The sequence below is a fragment of the Cellulomonas sp. URHE0023 genome, assembly GCF_000688475.1.
Taxonomy (GTDB): domain Bacteria; phylum Actinomycetota; class Actinomycetes; order Actinomycetales; family Cellulomonadaceae; genus Cellulomonas.
In genome coordinates this window covers 716639-739572 of the sequence record NZ_JIAN01000006.1, presented here as the reverse complement: position 1 = coordinate 739572, position 22934 = coordinate 716639, and the positions used below count along the sequence as shown (strand labels likewise).

Genomic DNA, 22934 nt, shown 5'->3' with positions numbered 1-22934 from the left:
CCGCGCCAGGTAGGGTTCGGCGCGATGGACACCACCACAGACCTCCCAGACCGTCGACCGCGGGTCATGGTGCTGTTCGGCGGCCGCTCGGGCGAGCACGCGATCAGCTGTGCGACGGCGGGTGGAGTGCTGCGCGCGCTCGACCGCGACCGGTACGACGTCCTCGCGGTCGGGATCACGCCTGCGGGTCGTTGGGTGCTCGCCGACGACGACCCGGATCGGTGGGCGATCACCGACGGGCGGCTCCCGCAGGTCGAGGACACTGCGGCCCACGTGCTGCTGCCGCAGGCGGTCGACGACCGCGACGTCCAGGTGCTCGAGTCCGGGCGCCTGCCGCGTGTGCTCGGCGAGGTCGACGTGGTGTTCCCGCTGCTGCACGGCCCGTTCGGCGAGGACGGCACGCTGCAGGGGATGCTCGAGCTGGCCGACGTCCGGTACGTGGGAGCGGGCGTCCTCGCCTCGGCGGTCGGCATGGACAAGCACATGATGAAGCTCGTCCTGGCCGGCCACGGTCTCCCGGTCGGGCCGTTCGTGGTCGTCCTGCCCGGGGAGCTCGAGCGCGACCCGGTGGGCCTGTCCGAGCGCGTCGCCGACCTCGGGCTCCCGCTGTTCGTGAAGCCCGCCAGGGCAGGCTCGAGCCTGGGTATCACGCGCGTGACGGACCTCGCGGACCTGCCGGCGGCGATCCTGGCCGCCCAGCAGCACGACCCCAAGGTCATCGTCGAGGCGGCGATCGTCGGGCGTGAGATCGAGTGCGGCGTGCTCGGCGGTCACGCAGGGACCCGCGCGCGGGCCTCGCTGCCGGGCGAGATCCTCGTGACCGACCCGCGGCACACCTTCTACGACTTCGAGGCCAAGTACCTCGACGAGGCGGGCGTCACCCTGGCCTGTCCGGCCGACCTGACCGACGCCGAGACCGCGGCCGTCCGGGACGTCGCCGTCCGCACGTTCGAGGCGGTCGGGTGCGAGGGTCTGGCGCGCGTCGACGTCTTCGTGACGTCGACCGGCGAGGTCGTGGTCAACGAGATCAACACGATGCCCGGCTTCACACCGTTCTCGATGTACCCGCGCATGTGGCAGGCGTCGGGCGTCACGTACCCGGAGCTCGTCGACGAGCTGATCCGGCTCGCGCTCGACCGCCCGACCGGACTGCGCTGAGGCGTCGCCGTGGACGGCAACCAGGTGTGCCCCCGGGCCCTACCTCGGGTTCTCCCACGAGTTTGCGTTCCCGGGGCAACAAGTCCAGAAATGTTCAGGCGGGTGCCGTACTGTCTGGGCATTCGTGGTGGACCGCCCGCGACAGAGAAGTGGCGGGTCGGCAGGCGTCTCCACCACCGTCGGGACGCCCACCAGCGTCTTTCGCACCTGTCGAACGGCTGGTGCGTCGCACGACCGCCCAGTCGCTGGCGGCTCCACGAAGATCGGTTGTGACCTACTTGAGCCTCGCGCTGCTCGCACCGCCCGCCCACCGCTCGACCTCCGGGGCGCTCGCATGAGCCCGGACTCCTCGGGCGCAGTCCTCGCGGGCGCACAGCGGAACGCCCAGGACTACTCCGCGCTCGCCGCCCACGTGCGCGACTCGGGTCTCCTGCGCCGCCGCTACGGCTACTACTGGACGCGGATGATCGCCGTCGTCCTCGCGTTCGCCGGCGTGTGGGTGCTCGTCGTCGTCGTCGGCGACTCGTGGTGGCAGCTGGCCGTCGCCGCGGCGCTCGCCGTCGTGCTCACGCAGGTGGCGTTCCTCGGTCACGACAGCGCGCACCGCCAGATCTTCGAGTCGAACGCCTGGAACGACTGGACCGCCCGGATCTTCGCCGGCGGGTTCGCGGGCCTCTCGGCCTCGTGGTGGCGGAACAAGCACAACAAGCACCACTCGGTCCCCAACCAGGAGGGTGCGGACCCCGACATCGCGCCCGGCGTCGTCGCGTGGACCTCCGACGTCGTCGAGAGCCGCAGCGGCTTCCGCGGCTGGTTCGGACGCAACCAGGGCTGGTTCTTCTTCCCGCTGCTCACCCTCGAGGGGATGAGCCTGCACATCTCGAGCGTCCGGGCCCTGCTCGCCAAGGGGCCTGTGCCGAACCGCAAGGTCGACGCCACGATCGTGATCAGCAGGATCGTCCTCTACATCGCGATCCTGCTGGTGCTCCTGCCCCCGGGCAAGGCGGTCGCGTTCTTCTTCGTGCAGATGGCGCTCTTCGGTGTCTTCCTGGGCGGGTCGTTCGCCCCGAACCACAAGGGCATGCCGATCATCCCGGCCGGGATGAAGGTCGACTTCCTTCGGCGCCAGGTGCTGACGTCACGCAACATCCGCGGCGGTGTGGCCGTCGACTTCGCGATGGGCGGCCTGAACTACCAGGTCGAGCACCACCTGTTCCCGAGCATGCCCCGCCCGAACCTCAAGCACGTCCAGCCCGTCGTCCGTGAGTACTGCGAGCGGCTGGGCGTGAAGTACACCGAGGTGGGCTTCTTCGAGTCGTACCGGATCATCGTCAAGTACCTGAACAACGTCGGCCTCGCCGACCGGGGTGCGTTCGACTGCCCGGTCGCCGCCCAGTACGGCCGGTGACCTCCTAGAGGCAGGTGCGCTGCTGCGCGGTCATCGCGACGGCGGCCCCCAGCTGGTCGACGTACGAGGTGCCCGTCGACGCGGCGACCGTGGCGGGCACGTCCACCTCGACGGCCGGAGAGCGGCCGTAGGTGGTCAAGGTCCAGCTGCCGTCGTCGTTCTCGACCGTCACCCAGTCGATGCTCGGCCCGCCCGGTGTCTCGACGGTCTGGCAGTGCTCCGTCGTGGGGCCGAGGGGTTCGACGCCGCACCGCAGGAGGATCGGTGCCTCAGGGTCGCCCCACGCGGCCGTGGCCTGGGCCGTGGTGTCGCGTCTCGGGAGGTCGTCGCCCAGCGAGTCCGGCATCGCGAGAACGACGCTCGCGCAGACCGGGTCGGTCGCGTGCGGGGCCGCCTCGGCGGCGACGGCGCTGGTGCACCCGGCAAGCAGGAGGAGCGTCGCGACGACGGCCGCGGGAGTCGCCAGTCGTCGGTTGCGCACGGGTCACGGTAACCCGGCAGGGCCGGCGACCCTCTACCGTGTCCGGGTGACCACGAGCGACCGCCCACTCGTCTCGGAGCTGTCCGAGGAGGAGCTCCTCGCGCGGATCTTCCCCCTGCTGCCGCGGGGCCTGGACACGCTCCTGCCGCCGGGCGACGACGCAGCGGTCGTCGCGGCACCGGACGGCCGGTTCGTCGTGACCACCGACGTGCTCGTCGAGGACCGGCACTTCCGGCGCGCCTGGTCCTCGGGGCAGGACGTGGGCCGACGCGCAGCAGTGCAGAACCTCGCCGACGTGGCCGCGATGGGAGCGCGGACCACGAGCCTCGTGGTCGCGCTGGTCATCCCCGCCGAGCTGCCTGTCTCGTGGGTCGAGGGCCTCGCACGGGGGTTGGCGCACGAGTGCGGACCTCAGGGTGTGGGGGTCGTCGGTGGTGACCTGTCCGGGGGACCCGCGGTCGTCGTCGCCGTGACCGCGCACGGCGACCTCGACGGACGGGCCCCCGTGGTCCGCTCGGGCGCCCGACCGGGTGATGTCGTCGCCCACGCGGGTGTGGCGGGCTGGTCGGCGGCCGGTCTTGCGCTGCTGGACGCGGACCGTCTCGAGCTGGACCACGGGCTCGTCGGTGCCTACCTGCATCCCGCATCTCCGCTGGCCGCCGGTCCCGCTGCGGCGCTGGCCGGCGCCACGGCGATGATGGACGTGTCGGACGGGCTCCTGCGCGACGCGGGTCGGTTGGCACGAGCAAGCCGTGTGGTCCTGGCCCTCGACGGGCCCGCGACCGCGTTCCCCGACGACGTCGAGCGGCTCTCTCACGCCGCCACGGCTCTGGGTGCGTCAGCGCACCGCTGGGTGCTCGACGGTGGCGAGGACCATGGCCTGCTCGCGACGTTCCCTCCGGACGTGGCCCTGCCGCCGGGGTTCCGGACGATCGGGTCGGTCCGGGAGGGGGCCCCCTCGGTGCTGGTCGACGGTGCGCCGGCGTCTCCGACCTCCGGGTGGGACCACTTCGGGGGACGCTGACAGGTCAGCCGAGACGTCCAGGGGAATCCCCGTCGGTGCTGGGACCGGTCAGCCGCGTCGGTAGCGGACCTCGAGGAGGCTCGCGCCGCCCACGTCGTCGTAGCGGTCGACCCCGTCCGCCTGGAAGCCGTGACGCCGGTAGAAATGCCGCGCGCGCTCGTTGTCGGCCAGGACCCACAAGCTGATCGGCGTGGTGGGGCCGACGGCGGCGATGACGGTGCGCATGAGGTCTCGGGCGACGCCGTGCCCCCAGGTGCCGGGGTCCAGGTAGATGGAGTAGATCTCCCGGTCGCCGCGGGCTGCGTCCTCGTCGCGGCTCGGTCCCACGGTCACGAACCCGACCACGTGGTCCCGGGCGACCGCGACCCAGGTGAGCACCTGGTCCGACGGGCCCTCACTGAGGTACGACGCCCATTCGTGCGCGCGCTGGTCCACGTCCAGGGAGGCGAGGTACGCCTCGGGCACGATGCCCGCGTACGCCTCCTGCCACGACCTCACGTGCACCCTGGCGATCCCTGCGGCGTCACCCTCGGCGGCGGGGCGGATCGTCACGTCGTCCAGCTGCTCGACCATGGACGTCACCCTGCCACACGGATCGGACATGGCGAAGGCCCACGAGGTGACAACCTCGCGGGCCTTCGCCGTTGGTCTGGTAGACGTCAGACGGCGCGCTGCACCTTGCCGGCCTTGAGGCACGACGTGCACACGTTGAGACGCTTGGGCGTCCCCGCGACGACGGCACGCACGCGCTGGATGTTCGGGTTCCAGCGCCGCTTCGTGCGCACGTGCGAGTGCGAGATGCTGTGCCCGAAGTTCGGGCCCTTGGCGCAGACGTCGCAGTTGGCAGCCACGGTCTTCTCCTGTTGCTCTGTACGGTCATCAGCCGCATGTGCGGCGAAGTCTTGGGTCGTTCGTGGGCGAGAGCGCACGAGCGACGCCGACTCCGAAAGTGGATTCGGGGGCCGCTGCGGGGCACCACCAGTGCCCGACCTGGTCGGGCAACCGGTCAAGACTAGCCCATCTGGCACGCCGACCCAAAATGTGGGTCCGATGCTGCAAGGTGGTGCCCGCAAGGACTGCTCGCGCCGAGCGGTCCTTCGGCAGACCGCCAGATGGTGGACGAGGTCGACGGAGGTGCGGTGGAGCGGCTCGAGGCAGGGGTGGTGCGCGCATGGGCGCACGCGTCGCACGCCGCGCTGGCGGGAACACGAGAGCGGATCGACGCGGTCAACGTGTTCCCGGTGCCCGACGCGGACACCGGGACGAACGTGCTGCTCACCGTGGCAGGCGGCGTCGAGGCGCTCGATGCCGAGCCGGCCGTCGCGGGAGAGGGCGTCCAGGACGTCGCTCGCGTGTTCGCCCGAGGTGCCATGCGGTCCGCGCGCGGCAATTCCGGTGTCATCGTGAGCCAGTACCTGACCGGGTTCGCCCACGCGCTGCCCGCGCACCCCGACGGCGCCGACGTCGCCCGGAGCCTGCGAGCTGCGGCTCGAGCGGCCCGCGGAGCGATGCAGGAGCCGCAGGAGGGCACCGTCCTCACGCTCGCGGACACCGTCGCCCGCAGCGCGGCGACGGCCGCAGACGCAGGGGCGGACCTGGAGACGATGCTGGGCTCGGTCGTCGCCGACGCGCGCATGGCCCTCGTCGAGATCAGCGCCGAGCACCCCGTCCTGCGTGCCGCACGCGTCCTCGACGCGGGTGCGTGCGCGCTCCTGGTGGTCCTTGACGCCCTGGCACGGGTCGTCGCCGGCGAGGAGCCGGCGGAGGGCGACTCCCTCGCGTGGTTGCCGTCGCCCCCCACGCACCCGTGGCCCGAGGAACCGGCGGGTGGTGCGTTCGAGGTCATGCTCCTGGTCTCCAGCGTGGGCGTCGACCTCGACGTCCCCCTGCACACCGCGATGGCCGCGCTCGGCGACTCGGTCGCTGTCGTCGGCGGTGAGGGGACGTGGCATGTGCACGTCCACACGGACGACCCCGCCGCTGCGATCGCCGCAGCAGGCGTGGGCCGCCGCGAGCAGGTGCTCGTGCGCCTGGTCGCCGCGGCCCACGCGTCCTCGGTGCAGGCCGACGCCGACCGGTGCGGTGTCGTGGTCTGCACCAGGTCGCCCGAGCTGGCCGCCTGGTACGCGTCGGCGGGCGCGGTCACGGTGGTGCGCTGCCCGGAGGTGCCCATCTCCGTGCGGCACCTCCAGCGGGCCGTGACGGACACGGGGGCGTCGCGGGTCGCGGTCCTCCCCGGTGACGCGGTCGGTGACGACGAGCTGGCCGGGCTCGTCGCGACTCATCCCCACGTCGAGCCCCTCGATGCACGCGACGAGCTGCGGGTGGCTGTCGCGGCGCTCGCTCTGGCCACGGCCGCGGACGCCGGGCCGGCCGCCGCACAGCAGGCGCTCGGGCGGTTGCGTTCCGTCCAGCTCGACGCCCCTGCGACGGCCCTGGCCGTGCGTGACGCGGTCGACCTCCTGCTGGTGTCCGCGAGCGGTCCCGTCGAGAGCCTCACCGTCCTCGTCCGGGATCCCGGTCAGGCGCTCGACGGGTTGACCGACTACCTCGCTGAGCACCACCCGGGTGTGGAGCCCACGGTCGTCGGCCCGACGGGTCGCGGACCGGCGGTCCAGATCGGGCTGGACTGATCGTGGCCGAGTCGCCGGGAGCACGGCGCGCGCCCAGGACCCGCAGCGGCCTGGTCTACGACGACAGCGTGCACACGGACGTCGACCCGATGAGGGAACCGGTCCCGGCCAAGAACGCGGCAGACCTGAAGAAGTTCGCGACCCTCGGCATCGTCACCAAGGCCGACCTCCTGGTGCACTACCCCTGGCGGTACGCGGACTCGCGCGAGGTCACGGACATCGCGAGCCTCGCGATCGGGCTCAACGTCGCGCTGATCGCCCGGGTGCGCGGCGCGCAGATGAAGCACGCCGCGAGAACCGGACGACCCCGGGTCGAGGCGACGATCACGGACGGGAACCGCTCACTGAGCCTGGTGATCTTCACCGCGAACGAGGGCATCGCCACCTGGCACCTCGGGCGGCTGGCCGTGGGCGAGCTCGGGCTCTTCTCCGGGGAGATCAACGTGTTCAACGGCCGCCTGCAGCTTGCGAACCCCGTCTACCAGATCCTGGGCAGCGTCGAGGACGAGGCGCGGGCGATGGAGGAGGCGGAGTGGCCGATCCCCATCTACCCCGCCACCAAGGGCCTCGACTCGGAGTCGATCCGCGCGACGCTGCGCAAGGTCCTCGACCCGCTGACCGAGGCGGACGTCCCGGACCCCGTGCCACCCGAGATCCGCGAGGCGCGCGGCCTCGGGTCGCGCCTCAAAGCGCTCCGCGACGTGCACGTCCCGCGCGAGGAGACCGACGTCCACCGTGGACAGGCTCGGCTGCGGTACGAGGAGGCGTTCGTGCTGCAGGCCGAGCTCGCCCGCAGGCGTGCCAGGGCCCAGCGGGAGGCCTCGACGGCGCGCCCGCCGCGGGCAGGTGGGCTGCTGGAGGCGTTCGACGCCCGGCTGCCGTTCGACCTGACGCCCGGTCAGGTGCTGGCCGGAGCGCAGATCGGCGACGACCTGGCACTCGACCGCCCGATGCAGCGGCTGCTGCAGGGGGAGGTGGGCTCAGGCAAGACCGTCGTCGCTCTGCGGGCGATGCTCCAGGTCATCGACGCGGGCGGGCAGGCCGTCATGCTCGCGCCGACCTCCGTGCTCGCCGCCCAGCACGTCCGCACGCTGCGCACGCTGCTCGGCGAGCTCGCCGAGGGCGGGATGCTCGGCGGCTCCGAGATCGGCACCCGCGTGGCGCTGCTGACGGGCGCGCAGGGAGCCGCAGAACGCAAGACCAACCTGCTCGACGCTGCGAGCGGGCAGGCCGGGATCGTCGTGGGCACGCACGCGCTCCTGTCGAGCCCCGTGCAGTTCGCGGACCTCGGGCTCGTCGTGATCGACGAGCAGCACAAGTTCGGCGTCGAGCAGCGAGGTGCGCTCCTCGCGAAGGCGAAGAACGCCCCGCACCTGCTGGTCACGACGGCCACCCCGATCCCACGGACCGTCGCGATGACGGTCTTCGGAGAGCTTGAGATCTCGGAGCTTCGCGAGGTCCCGTCGGGCCGCAGCGGGATCACGACCCACGTGGTGCCCGTGGACAGCCCGGCCTGGATGGACCGGACGTGGCGCAGGGTCGGCGAGGAGGTCGCACGCGGTGGGCGGGCGTTCGTCGTGTGCGCGCGGATCGACCCCGACGACGACGCGCTCACCAACGAGGACGACGGCGACGACCTCTACCTGGACGACGACGAGGCCACGACCGTCGCCCAGGCGACCACGGCGGGCGCGAGACCGCCGAAACGTCCGCTGCGCGCGGTCCTGGAGGTCGTCGAGACGCTGCGCCAGGACGACCGGCTCGGGGGAGCGGCGGTCGGTGTGCTGCACGGCCGGATGTCCGGCGAGGAGAAGGACCGGGCGATCGCAGACTTCGCGTCCGGCGCCACCCCGGTGCTGGTCTCGACGACGGTCATCGAGGTCGGCGTCGACGTGCCGGCGGCGACCGTGATGGTCGTCCTGGACGCGCACGTCTTCGGACTGTCGCAGCTGCACCAGCTGCGCGGCCGGATCGGGCGCGGACGGGAGCCCGGGATCTGCCTGCTCGTCTCCGGCGCCCCGGACGGCAGCACGGCCACACAGCGGCTCGAGGCGCTCGCGGCGACCACGGACGGCTTCGAGCTCGCCCGCGTCGACCTCCTGCTGCGCCGCGAGGGTGACGTCCTGGGCGCGGCCCAGTCGGGTCGCCGGGGTGCCCTGCGGTTCCTGCGCGTGGTCAGCGACGGCGCCGTGATCGACCGTGCGCGAGACGACGCCAGGGGGCTCGTCGACGCCGACCCCGAGCTCACGCCGTGGCCGGCACTGCGCGGAGCGATCGAGGACCAGCTGGCAGACGGTCGCGAGGAGTTCCTGGGTAGGACCTGACGTGCCGGACCGCGGCGCGTCGGCACATCTGGCGCAGATACGCTGGCGAGCGTGTCGAAGCCCGTCATCAGCGCCAAGGACCTGCTCGTCGGCTATGGCGGCGCACCCGTCTGTGCCCCGGTCACGTTCACGCTCGCGCCCGGAAAGGTCATCGCGCTCGTCGGCGCCAACGGTTCGGGCAAGTCGACCGTGCTGCGTGCCGTCATCGGTCTGCTCGAACCGTCCGGGGGTGCGCTGCAGGTCTTCGGCGCCAAGGTCGACGAGCGCGACGTCGGCTTCCGCACCAAGGTGGCGAGCGTTCTCGACGACGACGCGTACTTCCCGGCGCTCACCGTGTCCGAGCACCTCTACCTGACCGCTCGCGGTCACGGCGTGCGAGGGGCGGACGCCGTGGTCGCGGAGCTGCTCGCCGAGTTCGGGCTGGCCGACCACGCGAGGTCGCTCCCGGTGGCTCTCTCGTCCGGCCAGCGCCGCCGCCTGCTGCTCGCGGCAGGCTTCGTCAGGCCCCGCTCGTTGCTGGTCCTCGACGAGCCCGAGCAGCGGCTCGACCGTGGCATGCGCGACCGCCTCGCGGCCCGGATCGTCGCCGAGAAGAAGGCCGGTGGCGCGGTGCTCGTCGCGACCCACGATCCCGACCTGCTGCGAGCGGTCGCCGACCGTGCGGTGCACGTCTCGGACGAGGTCTCGAAGCTGCTCCCGGCCGACCAGGCCGCGGACCTGATCTCGCGGGAGAACCCGTGACCGTGGACGACCAGGTCGAGGACGAGCCGGCCGTCCAGCCGTTCGAGCTCAGCCCGATCCCGCGGGCCAAGAGCATCCGCAAGTACACCGCCCAGGCGGCGAGCGTGCGGAGCGACGCGACGATCGGGTCGCTGCTCGGGGATGTCTACTACGCCGTCATCAGCCTCGCCATCAGCATCGGCGTGGCCCTCGGGGCGTCCCAGGCGATGCGCGTGGCGCTCCCGCCGGAGCCGGACATCAGCAGCCCGATGAGCCTGAGCCTCGCCAGCCTCGTGATCGTCATCCTCATCGCGCTGGCGGGTGTCGTGCTCTCGCTCGCGGGGCGGCTCGGTCCGGTCGGTGCCGGCGGTGCGGAGGCCGCCTGGTGGCTCGGTCTGCCGGTCGACCGCCGCGGTCTCCTGCGCCCGGCCGCGAGGCGGCTGCCGCTTCTGGCCGGCTTCGTCGGCGCGGTGATCGTCGCCCTCCTGGACGCCGGGCTGCTCGCTGACGAGGGATCGCGCGTCGCACGGGTCGCCTCGGCGGCAGCACTCGTCGCGGCGGGGATCGTTCTGGTCGCAGGTGTCGGCCAGTCGGCGAGCGTCTCGCGACGGGCGATCGCGCTCGTCGGTGACGGGCTGCTGTTCCTCGCGCCGGTCGCGGCCGTCGTCCTTGCCTCGTGGGGCTGGTCCGCGGACGCCGTGCCCGGCCCGCCGTGGTGGCTGGTCGTCCTGCTGCTGCTCGTCGTGGTCGGTCTCGCGTTCCTGCTGGACTCCCGGCTGGGCCGGATCCCGGCGAACACGCTGCGGGAGAGCGGCTCGGTGGCCACGCAGGCCGCCGGTGCCGTCGTCTCCATGGACTCACGCGAGCTCGGTCGGGCGCTCACCGACGGCGCAGCGGCGCCGGTACGCCGCTGGACGTCGAGGCTGCGCACCGCCCGGGGTCCGGCCACCGCGCTGGTCACCGCCGACCTTGTGGTCCTACGACGTTCGGCCCGGCACGTCGTCCAGCTGGTCGTCGCCGCGCTGGTCCCGGTCCTGGTCAGCACCGTCCCAGAGCTCGCGAGCCCGTTCGGCGTCCTGCTGTCCATCCTGGTCGCGGGATACGTCGCCATGAGCGCCACGGGCGAGGGAGCACGCCGCGCGGAAATGGCCCCCATACTCGACAGGCTCCTGCCCATCGATGCGCAGACCGTCCGGCGGCTGCGGATGATCGTGCCCGCCGCGGCGATGCTGCTCTGGTCGGTCGTCGCGTTCGCGGCCGTGGGGCGCTGGGCCTCGGACGTGCCGAACTGGATCGCCCTGGGAGTCCTCTCGACGCCGGTGTGGGCGGCTGCGGCTGTCCGGTCGTCGTACCGGCCGGCCCCGGACTGGGGTGGAGCACTCGTCTCGACGCCCATGGGTGCCCTGCCCACCGGGGTCGCCTCGGTGCTGGCGCGTGGTCCGGACCTCGTGGTGCTGTGCCTGCTGCCGGTGTGGATCGCGGTGCTCCTGCGCACGATCAACACACCGCTGATCGTCGCCCAGGTCGCCCTGTCCAGCATCGCGTTCGCCGTCGCCTCGTCGATCGCCAAGGGCTCCCTCATGGAGCGGATGATGGATGCCCAGGACAACGCCAAGGCGGGTGCTGCACGGTGACACGGGTCGTGGCCGGCTCGGTCGGTGGCCGGATCCTGCAGGTACCCCGTACAGGCACGCGGCCGACGAGCGAACGTGTTCGCGAGGCGCTGTTCTCCCGGCTCGAGCACCTCGACGTCGTCGACGGTGCGCGCGTCCTCGATCTCTACGCAGGGTCGGGCGCCCTGGGCATCGAGGCGGCCAGCCGCGGGGCTGCGCACGTGACCCTCGTCGACTCGGCACGCGACGCGGCCGAGGTGTGCCGTCGCAACGTCGCCGCCGTCGGTCTCCAGGACCGGGTCGTAGTGGCCGCCGACAAGGCGGACCGGTTCGTGCAGCGGCCGGCGACGTGGGACCTCGTCCTCGTCGACCCCCCGTACGACGTGACCGAAGCAGATCTCGCTGCGGTCCTGGCACCCCTGGCGCTCTCCCCGCACGGGGTGCTGGTGGTCGAACGCGCACGGCGCTCGCCCGAGCCGGCCTGGCCTGCCGCCCTGGTCCGCTTCGACCGTCGTGCGTACGGCGACACGGTGATGTGGTTCGCGGAGGCGTCAGCCGGACCCGTGCAGGACGGTGGGGCAGTGTCCGCCTAGGGCCGCCTGTCGTCGGCGCTGCACGGTCCGAGCCGCACCGAGCGACGCGTCCATGGCCCGACGGCAGGGGCGCCGCGTGTGGTCGCGACCTGGCGCACACGCTGCCCTACCCTGACGAGGTGACCATCGCCGTGTGCCCCGGGTCGTACGACCCGATCACCCTCGGACACGTCGACGTGGTCCGCCGTGCACGGTCCATGTTCGACGAGGTCGTCGTCGGCATCGCGTCGAACTCCTCGAAGTCCGCGCTGCTGGGGGTGGACGTGCGCGTCGCGCTCGCTCGTGCGGCCGTCGACGGGATCGACGGCGTGCGGGTCGAACCCGTGACCGCGTTGCTGGCCGACTTCCTTCGGGAGGTGCGCGCCAACGCCGTCGTCAAGGGCCTGCGCGGGGGCGCCGACTTCGACGCGGAGCTGCCCATGGCGCTCATGAACCGGCACCTTTCTGGGGTGGAGACCGTGTTCGTGGTGGGTGACCCGGCGCTCGCTCACATAGCGTCGTCGCTGGTCAAGGACGTTGCGCGGTACGGAGGGGACATCGAGGACCTGGTCCCTGCAGGCGTGGGGGACGCGGTGCGCGATGCACTGGGACGAAGGGACGGAACATGACCGAAGAGGATCCGACGACGCGCCCCGAGGGGTTGACCGGCGTCCTGGAGGCGATCGCCACGGCGGTCTCGACGGCGCGAGCCATGCCCATGTCGTCCTCCGTGCTGGTCAACCGCGCCGAGCTGCTCGATCTGGTCGAGCAGGCGCGCGACGTGCTGCCCACCCAGCTCACGCGCGCGGACCAGGTCCTGGCCGATGCCGCGGCCGCGCGTGCCGAGGCCCAGGCAGGGGCGGACGAGATCCTCGCGAGGGCGCGCCGCGAGGCCGCCGCCCTCGTGGACCAGGAGGCCGTCGTGCTCGCCGCGCAGGAGCGGGCCGCGCAGCTGCTGGCCGAGGCAGAGGAGACCGTCGAGCGCCTCCAGCGGGACGCTGACGACTACTGCGACCGACGTCTGGCCGACTTCGAGATCGACCTGGGCAAGGTGCTCGGTCAGGTGCAGGCGGGACGCGCGAAGCTTGCAGGGCGGCTGGGTGCGGAGTGAGACGTCCGCCACTCCGGCACGATTTGGGTGGCCCGTGACCTGTGCCGTAGAGTTGTCCGTTGGTTCTGCCGCTCATGGCACGGACCGAGATCAACGAGGGGACCCTGGCCGTGCAGCGCCCTGTTCACCTCGATCCTCGTTCGCCGTTCGTGCTCGATACGCACGAGCTCGGCCGACGTCCAGGATCGACGCGGACCGTGCAGCGCACCGTGGCTGCCCCGGAGGATCTCGGTACTGACGTGATCGGCGTCCCCACCGGGAACGACGTCGAGCTGAATCTTCGGCTCGAGGCGGTCATGGAGGGGGTCCTGGTCACCGGATCCGTCCGTGGTCGGGCGATCGGGGAGTGCGTGCGCTGCCTGGGCGAGGTCATCGAGGATGTCGATGTCCAGCTCACGGAGCTCTACGTGTATCCCGAGCGCGCGGCCGTCGCGGCGGAGGACGGAGATGACGAGGAGGACGTGCGTGAGCTCGAGGGCGATCTGATCGACCTGGAGCCTGCGCTGCGAGACGCGGTCGTGCCGGCTCTGCCGTTCCAGCCGTTGTGCACGCCCGACTGCCCAGGTCTGTGCTCCGAGTGTGGTGCACGTCTGGCGGACGACCCTGACCATTCGCATGAGACGCTTGATCCTCGCTGGGCCGCTCTGGGCGGCCTCGTGGGCTCGAACGACGAGACGAAAGAGAGCTAGCCGTGGCTGTTCCGAAGCGCAAGATGTCGCGCAGCAACACCCGTGCGCGTCGGTCGCAGTGGAAGACCACTGCCACGACGCTCCACACGTGCCCGAAGTGCAAGGCGAACAAGATGCCTCACACGGCCTGCCCGTCGTGCGGCACGTACAAGGACCGCTCGTACGCCGAGGCAGTCCGGACCGAGTTCGAGGTTCGCTGAGCACGTCGCTGGCAGAGGCTGTAGTGCACCCGATGACCGGAGGACCGGTATGAGTGCCACGGCTGACCAGCTTCTCGAGAAGCTCGGGGTCCACCTGGACCCCGAGCTTCTCGTGCTTGCCCTGACGCACCGTTCGTTCGCGCACGAGGCGGGCGGGCTGCCCACCAACGAGCGGCTCGAGTTCCTCGGAGACAGCGTGCTCGGCCTGGTCGTCACCGAGTCGCTCTACCGGACGCACCCCGGGCTCTCCGAGGGGTCCCTCGCGAAGATGCGGGCGGCCACGGTGTCCCAGCGCGCGCTGGCGGTGGTTGCCCGCGCGCTCGACCTGGGCAGCTTCGTTCTCCTCGGCAAGGGCGAGCTGTCCACAGGCGGAGCGGAGAAGGACTCGATCCTCTCGGACACCCTCGAGGCGGTGTTCGGCGCCGTGTACCTGTCGCACGGCCTCGAGACCGCTCGCGCGCTGGTCGAGCGGCTCGTCGGCCCGTCGCTCGTGGCAGCCGCGGACCTGGGTGCTGGGTTGGACTGGAAGACGTCGCTGCAGGAGCTGTCGGCGGCCATGGGACTGGGGGCACCCGTCTACGACGTGGACGGTGAAGGCCCAGACCACGCCCGCACGTTCACAGCGCGTGCCGTCGTCGACGGCGTCGCTCGCGGCGTCGGTGTCGGCCGGGCCAAGAAGGTGGCCGAGCAGGACGCTGCGGCCGACGCGTACCGTGCGCTCGAGGACCTGCGCTCGGCGCAGGACTGACCCCGCAAGCCTGACGTGCCCGAGCTGCCCGAGGTCGAGACCGTCCGCGACGGACTGGCACGGCACGTGCTGGGTCGCACGGTGTCGAAGGTCGAGGTCCACCGCGACTACAGCGTCCGTCGGCACGTCGGCGGCCCCCTCGACTTCGCTGGTCGGCTCACCGGAAGACGCCTCGAGGCGGCCGTGCGCCGCGGCAAGTTCCTCTGGCTGCTCCTGGACGACCACGACGACGCCCTGATGGCCCACCTCGGCATGAGCGGTCAGCTGCTCGTGCGTGCCGAGCCCGTCGACCATCCGCACCTGCGGGTGCGGCTCACGCTCGACGACGGCTACCTGGACTTCATCGACCAGCGCACGTTCGGGCACCTGAGCGTCCCGGACCTGGCGCCGACGGCCGACGGCGAGCCCGGTGGGTACGGCTCCGAGCGCCCGGTGGTTCCTGAGCCCGTCGAGCACATCGCCCGCGACCTGCTCGACCCGTCGCTCGACCACGGCGCGTTGGTCAGGGCGGTACGCCGCCGGAAGACCGGCATCAAGCGCGCGCTGCTCGACCAGACCCTCGTCTCGGGGATCGGCAACATCTACGCCGACGAGGGCCTCTGGCGGGCGCAGCTGCACTACGCGAGACCTACCGAGACGCTGCGGGTCGCCGAGGTGGAGCGCGCGCTGGCCGGTGCCCGCGAGGTCATGACCGAGGCGCTCGAGCAGGGCGGCACGAGCTTCGACGCCCTCTACGTGAACGTCAACGGGAACTCGGGGTACTTCGACCGGTCGCTGAAGGTCTACGGCCAGGAGGGGCGACCGTGCCCCCGCTGCGGCACGGCGGTCCGGCGGGACGAGTTCATGAACCGCTCGTCGTACTCGTGCCCGCACTGCCAGCCACGGCCGCGGAACGGCCGTTTCTAGCTGCGCGGAACGACGTTCCTCAGGTCACCACCGGACAACAGCGCGACGAGGTTCTCGCTCACCAACGCGCCTGCACCGAGGGGCCGTCCGCCCGCCGCATGCGGCGTGACCAGGATGCGGGGTTCGGCCCAGAGCGGGGAGTCGGCGGGCAACGGCTCCGTGTCGAAGACGTCCAGAGCGGCACCCGCGATCCGGCCGTCACGGATGGCGGTGAGGAGCGCTGTCTCGTCGAGCACCGACCCGCGGCCCACGTTCACGACGAAGGCGTGGTCGGGGAGGAGGTCGAAGACCGCACCGTCGATCACGCGCTCGTTCTGAGGCGTCGCAGGCAGCAGCGACACCAGGACGTCGGCGCGGGGGAGCGCGTCGGGGAGGTCGAAGGTGGAGATGACGGGGTAGCCGTGCCGGTCGCCCGCGCTGCGGGCGACGCCCTGGACGTCGGCGCCCAGCGCGGTCAGCATCGGGGCGAGCCGTGCGGCGATCGACCCGAAACCCCAGACCAGCACCCGCGAACCCGCAAGGCTGCGGAACTCCAGGCCGGGCCGGAACTCCTGGACACCGCCGAGCTCGTGCGCCCACCGGTGCTGGTCCTGAGCGCGGACGCACTCGGGGAGCCGCCGCGCAGCCGCGAGCAGCAGCGCGAGCGTGTGCTCGGCGACCGGTCCGTCGTGCAGGCCTCGACCGGACGTGATGACCACCTCGGGCGCGAAGCCGGCCGCGAGCGCCGAGTCGGGGCCGGCAGCGAGCGTCTGCACCCACCGCAGGCGCGTCAGCCGACGCGCCGCGTCGGCCATCTGCCGGTGTCCGTTGCCCCACACGACGAGCGCCTCTGCGTCGAGGACGTCGTCAGGAAGCGGCTCGGAGATGTCGTACCGGACGACGCGGACGTCGGCCGGGACGGTGGGCGAGTCGGACATCGACGAGGGCAGCAGCAGCGTGGTCACCCCGCAACGATGCCACCGGTCAGGGGCGAGCGACGGCTCCGCCCGCACCCTCGAGCTCGAGCGCGGCCCGGTACCCGGGAACGGTGCGTCGCAGGTCCGCGTGGGTCCCGCGCGCGCGGACGTGACCGCCGTCGAGCCACAGGACCTCGTCTGCGGCGTCGAGCGGGCTCAACCGGTGCGTCACCACGACGACGCCCCGGGGGTCGCGCAGCAGGTCGGTCACCAACGCATCGGCGGTGGCCGGATCGAGGTGCTCGGCCGGTTCGTCGAGCAGCAGCAGGGGTGCGGGCGAGAGCAGGGCTCGCGCCACGAGAAGGCGTCGGCGTTCGCCCCCGGAGACGGTGCGCGCGTCGGGTCCGAGGACGGTGTCGAGACCGTCCGGCAGGCCGGTCAGCCACCCTCCGAGGGCGACGCGCTCGAGGACCGCGGAGGCCTCGTCGCGCGTCACGTCGCCGCGTGCGACCCGGAGGTTCTCCAGGACCGTGGTGCCGAACACGTGCGCGTCCTCGGTCCCCACCAGGACTGTCGCCGTGACGGCCTCTCGTCCGTAGTCGGACACGTCGACGCGGTCGAGCCGAAGGGTGCCCGAGCGTGCGGGCAACAGGCCGGCCAGGGTCAGTAGGGTCGTGGTCTTGCCGGTGCCCGACGGTCCGACGATCGCGACCGACCGGCCGGGACGCAGCGTGAGGTCGAGACCCTCGACGACCGACGGTCCGTCGGGCCACGCGCACGTCAGGTCGCCGGCCACCAGGTCCGGCAGCGGTCGTCGCGGGTCGTCGAGCACCGGAGACGGCCCGGCGCCGCCGTCCAGCAGCGCGAGCACCCGCGCGGCCGCAGCACGGGACCGGTGCACCTGGATCATCGCCGCCGGCAGCAGTGCGGTCGCCTCGAACGCGGCCAGAGGCGTGAGCACGACGACTGCGAGGTCGACCGCGGCGAGCCGGCCCGAGCCGACGGCCGGGATACCCGTCAGGAGGGCTGCGAGGACCGCGAGACCGACGGCCAGCTGCCCGAGCCCCGCGGCGAGCGCGGCGGACGGTGCACCGCCGTCCGTGGCGACGGCGATCCGCGTGTCGGCTGCCCGGAGCGCATCCATCTCACGCTGCAGGCGCCCGGACACCAGGAGCGGGCCGGCGTCGTCGAGGAGCCCGAGTGCCGACGCCGTCATGTCCGCGTGCGCCTGCACCGCGCGCTGCTCGCTGATCCTCGCGCCACGCGACGCCAGAGCCGGTGCGGCGACTCCCGCGAGCACGAGGCAGGCGGCCAGTGCGAGCCCTGCCGGAGGCCAGAACAGGCACATCACGATCGAGGTCACCAGCCCGAGGAGGGCGGCGACCCCGATCGGCAGCAGACCGCGTACGACGACGTCACCGACCGCGTCCACGTCGGCTCCGACCCGGGCCAGCAGGTCGCCGCGGCGCAGCCGCAGGACGGCCTCTGCGCGGCCCGTCGCGAGCCTGTCGTAGAGCGTGGTGCGCAGCTGGGTCATGCCCCGCAGGGCGACGTCGTGCGAGACGAGGCGCTCGAGGTAGCGCAGGACCCCGCGGCCGATGCCGAACGCGCGGACCGCGACGGTCGCGACGCTGAGCGCGAGCACGGGCGGCATCTGCGAGGCGCGCGCGATCAGCCAGGCAGCGGTCCCGGCCAGCGCGACCGCGCAGCCGAGCGCGAGCGTGCCGAGCAGCAGGGCGAGCACGACGCGGCGACGGTCGACGTCGAGCAGCGTGACGGCGCGGCGCAGGGTCCCCGTGGGCGGTCTCATGCGGGCACCGCCGGGTCCATGGCGTCGGCGTCGCTGCGGACCTCGACGACGGTGTCGGCGCAGGCGACCAGCGACGGGCGGTGCGCCACCAGCAGCACCGTCCGGCCCGCCGCGCGCAGCACCCGCACCGTGTCGAGGACGACGGCCTCACCGGCTGCATCCAGGTGCGCGGTCGGCTCGTCGAGGATGACCAGGGGTGCGTCGGACACGAGTGCCCGGGTGAGGGCGACCCGTTGTCGCTGTCCGAGGCTCAGTCCTTCGCCCCCGCGTCCGAGCTCGGTCTGCCAGCCGTCGGGCAACGTCTCGAGCACGGCGTCCAGACCGGTGAGCGCGGCCGCGGCGTCGTGCACCCCGCCGACGGCTGCCGCGACGGTCCCCGGCTCGAGGACGGGGCGTTGGGGGAGCCACGACACCTGCGACCACAGCGACGTCGGGTCGATGTCGGCCAGGTCGAGCGTTCCGACCTTCACCGCACCCTCGTCGGGACGAACAAGGCCGAGCAGGACCTCGACGGCCGTGGTCTTGCCCGCGCCGCTCGGACCGGTCAGGGCAACCACGGTCCCGGGCTGCACGTCGAGGTCGAGCGCCGCGGGGGAGCGCCCGTGCGTCGTCCTCACGCTGACCCCGTCCAGCGTGAGGACGACGCGGCGCAGGTCGGGGGCCGGTTCGGTGCCGGTCACGGGGACGGGTATCTCAAGGACCGCGAACGCCTGCGCGGCGGCCGCGACCCCGTCGGCGGCTGCGTGGAACTGGGCACCCACCTGCCGCAACGGCAGGAAGACCTCCGGTGCGAGGACGAGCACGGCGATCCCGGTGGTGAGGGCGAGTTCGCCGTCGACCAGCCGGAGCCCGATCGCCACCGCGACCAGGGCGACCGACAGCGTGGTCAGCAGCTCGAGCACCATCCCGGACAGGAAGGCGATCCGGAGCGTGCCCATCGTGGCCCGCCGGTGGGCGTCACCGAGGGCGTGCACCCGCGCCCCCTGCCCGCGCTCGCGACCGTGGGCGCGCAGGGTCGCAAGACCGGCCAGCAGGTCCAGGACCTGGGCGCCCAGGTGCTGCATGGTGACCAGGCCGCGTTCGGACCGTCCCTGCGTGAGCCGGCCGACGAGGACCATGAAGACCGGGACCAGCGGCAGGACGCAGACCATGATCACGGCCGAGACCCAGTCGAGCCCGAGCACGACGAGCAGGACCCCCGGGGTCACGGTCGCAGCGAGCAGGAGCTGGGGCAGGTACCGCACGAAGTACGGCTGCAGGTTGTCCAGCCCACGGGTCGCCAGCGTGACGACGGCCGGCCCGTGCCCCGACGCGAGCCAGCGGGGACCGAGCGCGACGGCGTGCTCGACCACCTGCTCGCGCAGCTCCGTGATCGTCGCAGTCGCGGCCCGGTGTGCGAACCGTTCCTGCCCGGACGTCACGAGAGCTCGCGCGCCGACGACGACCGCCAGCCACGCGATCGTCGGCCGCAGTGAGGCGAGCGAGGCGCCGTCCTGCACAGCGCCACCCAGCGCGTGCGCCAGCAGCAGCGCCTGGCACACGACCAGCGTGGCGGTGAGCACGCCGAACCCGGCGGTGAGTGCGACGTAGCCGCGGGCAGAACGGGCGTACCGCAGCAGCCGCGGGTCGAGCGGCCTCACCCCTTGGCGACCGGCTGAGGCTCGGGTGGCGGGACCTTGTCGAACGTCAGGCCCGTGTGATCGGGGATGCTCGTGGCGGAGATCCGCTTGCGGAACACCCAGTAGGTCCAGCCCTGGTAGAGCAGGACGATCGGGGTCAGGACCACGGCGACCCACGTCATCACCGTGAGCGTGTAGTGGGTCGAGGACGCGTTGTCGATGGTCAGCGAGTTGGCCGGGTCGAACGCGGGCATGACGTCGGGGTACATCGACCCGAAGATCAGCACGACTGCGGCGACGATGGCGACGGCCGAGGCCGTGAACGCGAGCCCTTCACGGCGACCCCGGGCTGCGACGACCACGACCGCGAGGGAGATGGCGGCGGCCGCGACGGCGATCCAGGTCCACGCGACCGAGTAGGCGATCTGCGCCCAGACCGCCCAGGACCCGGCCACGACCAGGGTCAGGATCGAGGACCCGGCCGCGAAGGCGCCCGCCCGCTCCCGGATGTCCCCGTCGGACTTCAGCGCCAGGAACACCGCGCCGTGCGTCAGGAAGATCAGCAGCGTGGTGGCGCCTCCGAGCAGCGCGAACGGGTTGAGCAGCGCCCAGAACCCCCCGACGTACTGGTGGTCCGCGTCGAGCTCGACGCCGCGGACCAGGTTGGCGAAGGCGACGCCCCACAGGAGCGCCGGCACCCAGGAGCCGACCATCAGCGCACCGTCGGCAAGGGATCGCCAGCGGTCGTCGTTGATCTTGCCGCGCCACTCGAACGCGACGACACGCACGATGAGGGCGAGCAGGATCAGCAGCAGCGGCAGGTAGAAGCCGCTGAACATCGTGGCGTACCACTCGGGGAACGCCGCGAACGTGGCGCCCCCTGCGGTCAGGAGCCACACCTCGTTGCCGTCCCAGGTGGGTCCGATCGTGTTGATCATGACCCGTCGGTCGCGGTCACGGGCGTCCCGGTCACCCCGGGCCAGGAGCCCCAGGAGCATCCCGACGCCGAAGTCGAACCCCTCGAGAACGAGGTAGCCGGTCCACAGGACCGCGATGAGCAGGAACCAGACGACGGTCAGATCCATGGCTGGGCCCCTCTCAGTAGGCGAACGACAGCGGTCGCGCCGCGGCGTCCGGGTCGATGTGGTTGTCGGGGTTGTCGGGGCTGTAGTCGCGTTCGGAGTCCGCCACACCCTCGATCGTGTAGCGGTGCATGAGGCGGTACCAGAACACGGCGAGGACGCTGTAGAGCAGGGTGAACGAGACGAGCGACGTGACGACGGTCCCGGTGCCGACGATCGTCGACACGCCCCGCTGGGTCAGCATCCACACCCCGTCGACCCCGCTGGGGTTCGGGGCTACGACCCAGGGCTGCCTGCCCATCTCGGTGAAGATCCAGCCGAACGCGGAGGCCAGGAAGGGCGTCGCGAGCGCCGCCAGCGCCAGCCGGCTGATCCACGGGTTCCCGCTCACCCGCCCACGGCGGGTCACCCAGAGCGCGAACACGGCGAGCGCCGCCGAGCCGAGCCCGAAGCCGATCATGAGCCGGAACGACCAGTAGGTGATCGCGAGGTTGGGCTGGTAGGAGATCGGGTCGCCGGCCGCGTCGGTGAAGCCGTACTTCTCCTCGTACTGGCGCTGCAGGTCCTCGACCCCGGGCAGCGGAGCGTTGAAGTCGCCGCTGGCCAGGAACGAGGTGAGCCCAGGGATCTCGATGACGTGCTTGACGCCCTCGCACGAGTTGCTCAGGTCGCCGATGGCGAGCAGGGAGAACGACGCGCCGTCGACCGTCTCGCAGAGAGCCTCTGCCGACGACATCTTCATCGGCTGCTGCTGGAACATGAGCTTGGCCTGCTGGTCGCCGCTGAGCGCCACGCCCACGCCGGAGATGAACATCACGATGACGCCCAGGACGATGGCGGGCCGGTAGATGTCCCGAGCCTTGTCCGCCTGCCCTGCACGGACGAGACGCACCATCCACCACGCCGCGATCCCCGCGACGAACGTTCCCGCGGTCAGGAACGCTGCCGAGATGGTGTGCGGGAACGCGGCCCACAGGGTCGAGTTGGTCAGCACCGCACCGATGTCGTTCATCTCGGCGCGGCCGGTCGCCTCGTTCCAGATCGCGCCGACGGGGTGCTGCATCCACGAGTTCGCGGCGAGGATGAAGAACGCCGACAGGTTGGTGGACAGGGCAACCGCCCAGATGGTCGCCAGGTGCACCTTCTTGGGCAGCTTGTCCCAGCCGAAGATCCACAGACCCAGGAAGGTCGACTCGACGAAGAAGGCGGCGAGCGCCTCCATGGCCAGCGGAGCCCCGAACACGTCGCCGACGAACCGCGAGTACTCCGACCAGTTCATCCCGAACTGGAACTCCTGCACGATCCCGGTGGCGACGCCGATCGCGAAGTTGATCAGCAGGAGCTTGCCGAAGAACTTGGTCAGACGCAGCCAGCGCTCGTTCCCGGTGCTCACCCAGATGGTCTGCATCACCGCGACCAGGGGGGCAAGCCCGATCGTGAGCGGCACGAAGATGAAGTGGTAGACGGTCACGGCGCCAAACTGCAGGCGGGCCAGGTCGAGCGGGTCCACGGGGTGTGCCTCCGTCGGGTGTCTGCAACGGTCGTACCCCATCCTGCTCCTTCGGGGAGCCCTCTGAGTACAGGACCTTCGGCACGTGCGGACGCCGTGTCAGATCAGGTACGTCCGGCGCCGACTCTTTGCGGCGAAACACCCGAGGAGGGGGTCGCTGTGCGATACTGGCCGCGGCTCCCTGGGCGACCACACCGTCACGGGACCCTTGAGCTCGCAGCATCAGCATGTCGTGCGCGCCAGCCGCCGCCCTGCCAGCCGGGACGTCCCAGATCGGGACGCCGGCCAGGCCTCGCAGGCGATGGCGCCGACACGGTGCAGCAGCCACGACCGCCGACTTTCCGTCGCCGCGCAGAACGCGTGCGACGACCGACCTGCCGAGTACCGCCTGATGTGTGGGTGGCGTTGCTCGGTACCCAGGAGCACCTCG

The 22934-nt window shown here is 72.0% G+C and carries 22 protein-coding genes; 14 read left to right on the top strand and 8 right to left on the bottom strand.

Annotation, left to right across the window (positions count from 1 at the left end):
• The first annotated feature begins 24 nt into the window (after window positions 1-24).
• A complete protein-coding gene (locus N553_RS0112595; protein WP_028046817.1) occupies window positions 25-1158 on the top strand; it encodes a D-alanine--D-alanine ligase family protein in 1134 nt (377 codons plus the stop codon).
• 334 nt (window positions 1159-1492) lie between these two features.
• Window positions 1493-2566 (top strand): acyl-CoA desaturase, encoded by a 1074-nt coding sequence (locus N553_RS0112590; RefSeq protein ID WP_028046816.1) that lies wholly within the window; start codon window positions 1493-1495, stop codon window positions 2564-2566.
• Between the two features lie 4 nt (window positions 2567-2570).
• Here N553_RS0112590 and N553_RS0112585 read toward each other — a convergent pair whose 3' ends face one another.
• A complete protein-coding gene (locus tag N553_RS0112585; RefSeq protein WP_051640123.1) occupies window positions 2571-3047 on the bottom strand; it encodes a DUF3515 family protein in 477 nt (158 codons plus the stop codon).
• 46 nt (window positions 3048-3093) lie between these two features.
• Here N553_RS0112585 and N553_RS0112580 point away from each other — a divergent pair, with 46 nt between their 5' ends.
• Window positions 3094-4071: a thiamine-phosphate kinase gene (locus tag N553_RS0112580; RefSeq protein WP_028046814.1), complete on the top strand. Its 978-nt coding sequence runs from the start codon at window positions 3094-3096 to the stop codon at window positions 4069-4071.
• 48 nt (window positions 4072-4119) lie between these two features.
• On the opposite strand, the gene N553_RS0112575 is transcribed toward N553_RS0112580, so the two are convergent.
• Window positions 4120-4644 (bottom strand): GNAT family N-acetyltransferase, encoded by a 525-nt coding sequence (locus tag N553_RS0112575; RefSeq protein ID WP_028046813.1) that lies wholly within the window; start codon window positions 4642-4644, stop codon window positions 4120-4122.
• An 86-nt stretch (window positions 4645-4730) separates the two neighbouring features.
• Window positions 4731-4922: a 50S ribosomal protein L28 gene (gene rpmB, locus N553_RS0112570; protein ID WP_028046812.1), complete on the bottom strand. Its 192-nt coding sequence runs from the start codon at window positions 4920-4922 to the stop codon at window positions 4731-4733.
• A gap of 288 nt (window positions 4923-5210) precedes the next feature.
• On the opposite strand from rpmB, the gene N553_RS24310 reads away from it, so the two are divergent.
• From N553_RS24310 to mutM, 11 genes are all read left to right on the top strand, one after another.
• A complete protein-coding gene (locus N553_RS24310) occupies window positions 5211-6704 on the top strand; it encodes a DAK2 domain-containing protein (protein WP_231505254.1) in 1494 nt (497 codons plus the stop codon).
• A 2-nt stretch (window positions 6705-6706) separates the two neighbouring features.
• Window positions 6707-9028, top strand: a complete 2322-nt coding sequence (locus N553_RS0112560) for an ATP-dependent DNA helicase RecG (protein WP_369796710.1) — start codon at window positions 6707-6709, stop codon at window positions 9026-9028.
• A gap of 51 nt (window positions 9029-9079) precedes the next feature.
• Window positions 9080-9769, top strand: a complete 690-nt coding sequence (locus N553_RS0112555; protein ID WP_028046810.1) for an ABC transporter ATP-binding protein — start codon at window positions 9080-9082, stop codon at window positions 9767-9769.
• Window positions 9766-11382, top strand: a complete 1617-nt coding sequence (locus N553_RS0112550; protein ID WP_028046809.1) for a DUF6297 family protein — start codon at window positions 9766-9768, stop codon at window positions 11380-11382. Before N553_RS0112555 ends, N553_RS0112550 begins: the two co-directional genes overlap by 4 nt.
• On the top strand, window positions 11379-11954 hold the full coding sequence (gene rsmD, locus N553_RS0112545) for a 16S rRNA (guanine(966)-N(2))-methyltransferase RsmD (RefSeq protein WP_028046808.1): 576 nt from the start codon (window positions 11379-11381) through the stop codon (window positions 11952-11954). Before N553_RS0112550 ends, rsmD begins: the two co-directional genes overlap by 4 nt.
• Before the next feature lie 119 nt (window positions 11955-12073).
• Window positions 12074-12562, top strand: coding sequence for a pantetheine-phosphate adenylyltransferase (coaD, locus tag N553_RS0112540; RefSeq protein WP_028046807.1), 489 nt, complete (start codon window positions 12074-12076; stop codon window positions 12560-12562).
• Window positions 12559-13044 carry a hypothetical protein gene (locus tag N553_RS0112535; RefSeq protein ID WP_028046806.1) on the top strand — a complete coding sequence of 162 codons (486 nt, stop codon included), beginning with the start codon at window positions 12559-12561 and terminating at the stop codon, window positions 13042-13044. The genes coaD and N553_RS0112535 overlap by 4 nt, the downstream gene beginning before the upstream one ends.
• A gap of 110 nt (window positions 13045-13154) precedes the next feature.
• Complete coding sequence (locus tag N553_RS0112530) at window positions 13155-13733, top strand: DUF177 domain-containing protein (RefSeq protein WP_028046805.1); 579 nt, start codon at window positions 13155-13157, stop codon at window positions 13731-13733.
• 2 nt (window positions 13734-13735) lie between these two features.
• Window positions 13736-13933, top strand: coding sequence for a 50S ribosomal protein L32 (gene rpmF / locus N553_RS0112525; protein WP_028046804.1), 198 nt, complete (start codon window positions 13736-13738; stop codon window positions 13931-13933).
• A 49-nt stretch (window positions 13934-13982) separates the two neighbouring features.
• Complete coding sequence (gene rnc, locus N553_RS0112520) at window positions 13983-14681, top strand: ribonuclease III (RefSeq protein ID WP_028046803.1); 699 nt, start codon at window positions 13983-13985, stop codon at window positions 14679-14681.
• A 15-nt stretch (window positions 14682-14696) separates the two neighbouring features.
• On the top strand, window positions 14697-15587 hold the full coding sequence (mutM, locus tag N553_RS0112515; protein WP_028046802.1) for a bifunctional DNA-formamidopyrimidine glycosylase/DNA-(apurinic or apyrimidinic site) lyase: 891 nt from the start codon (window positions 14697-14699) through the stop codon (window positions 15585-15587).
• Here mutM and N553_RS0112510 read toward each other — a convergent pair.
• From N553_RS0112510 to N553_RS0112490, 5 genes are read right to left on the bottom strand one after another with little or no spacing between them, the layout of a single operon-like run.
• Entirely contained in the window at window positions 15584-16531 is a 948-nt protein-coding gene (locus N553_RS0112510) for an NAD(P)-dependent oxidoreductase (RefSeq protein ID WP_028046801.1), read from the bottom strand. The genes mutM and N553_RS0112510 overlap by 4 nt on opposite strands.
• 19 nt (window positions 16532-16550) lie before the next feature.
• On the bottom strand, window positions 16551-18293 hold the full coding sequence (gene cydC / locus N553_RS0112505) for a thiol reductant ABC exporter subunit CydC (RefSeq protein ID WP_028046800.1): 1743 nt from the start codon (window positions 18291-18293) through the stop codon (window positions 16551-16553).
• Window positions 18290-19933: a thiol reductant ABC exporter subunit CydD gene (gene cydD / locus N553_RS22520; RefSeq protein WP_034621856.1), complete on the bottom strand. Its 1644-nt coding sequence runs from the start codon at window positions 19931-19933 to the stop codon at window positions 18290-18292. Before cydD ends, cydC begins: the two co-directional genes overlap by 4 nt.
• Window positions 19930-20997, bottom strand: coding sequence for a cytochrome d ubiquinol oxidase subunit II (cydB, locus tag N553_RS22515; protein ID WP_034621854.1), 1068 nt, complete (start codon window positions 20995-20997; stop codon window positions 19930-19932). The genes cydD and cydB overlap by 4 nt, the downstream gene beginning before the upstream one ends.
• 13 nt (window positions 20998-21010) lie before the next feature.
• The gene (locus N553_RS0112490) at window positions 21011-22504 is read right to left on the bottom strand and encodes a cytochrome ubiquinol oxidase subunit I (protein WP_028046799.1); all 1494 of its coding nucleotides are present in this window, start codon (window positions 22502-22504) and stop codon (window positions 21011-21013) included.
• Between the last annotated feature and the right edge of the window lie 430 nt (window positions 22505-22934).

Bases quoted from the DNA above. Each gene is read 5' to 3' on its own strand.
- rnc (WP_028046803.1), top strand. From the start codon at position 13,983: ATGAGTGCCACGGCTGACCAGCTTCTCGAGAAGCTCGGGGTCCACCTG.
- N553_RS0112535 (WP_028046806.1), top strand. From the start codon at position 12,559: ATGACCGAAGAGGATCCGACGACGCGCCCCGAGGGGTTGACCGGCGTC.
- N553_RS0112575 (WP_028046813.1), bottom strand. From the start codon at position 4,644: ATGGTCGAGCAGCTGGACGACGTGACGATCCGCCCCGCCGCCGAGGGT.
- cydC (WP_028046800.1), bottom strand. From the start codon at position 18,293: ATGAGACCGCCCACGGGGACCCTGCGCCGCGCCGTCACGCTGCTCGAC.
- N553_RS0112595 (WP_028046817.1), top strand. From the start codon at position 25: ATGGACACCACCACAGACCTCCCAGACCGTCGACCGCGGGTCATGGTG.
- N553_RS0112590 (WP_028046816.1), top strand. From the start codon at position 1,493: ATGAGCCCGGACTCCTCGGGCGCAGTCCTCGCGGGCGCACAGCGGAAC.
- cydB (WP_034621854.1), bottom strand. From the start codon at position 20,997: ATGGATCTGACCGTCGTCTGGTTCCTGCTCATCGCGGTCCTGTGGACC.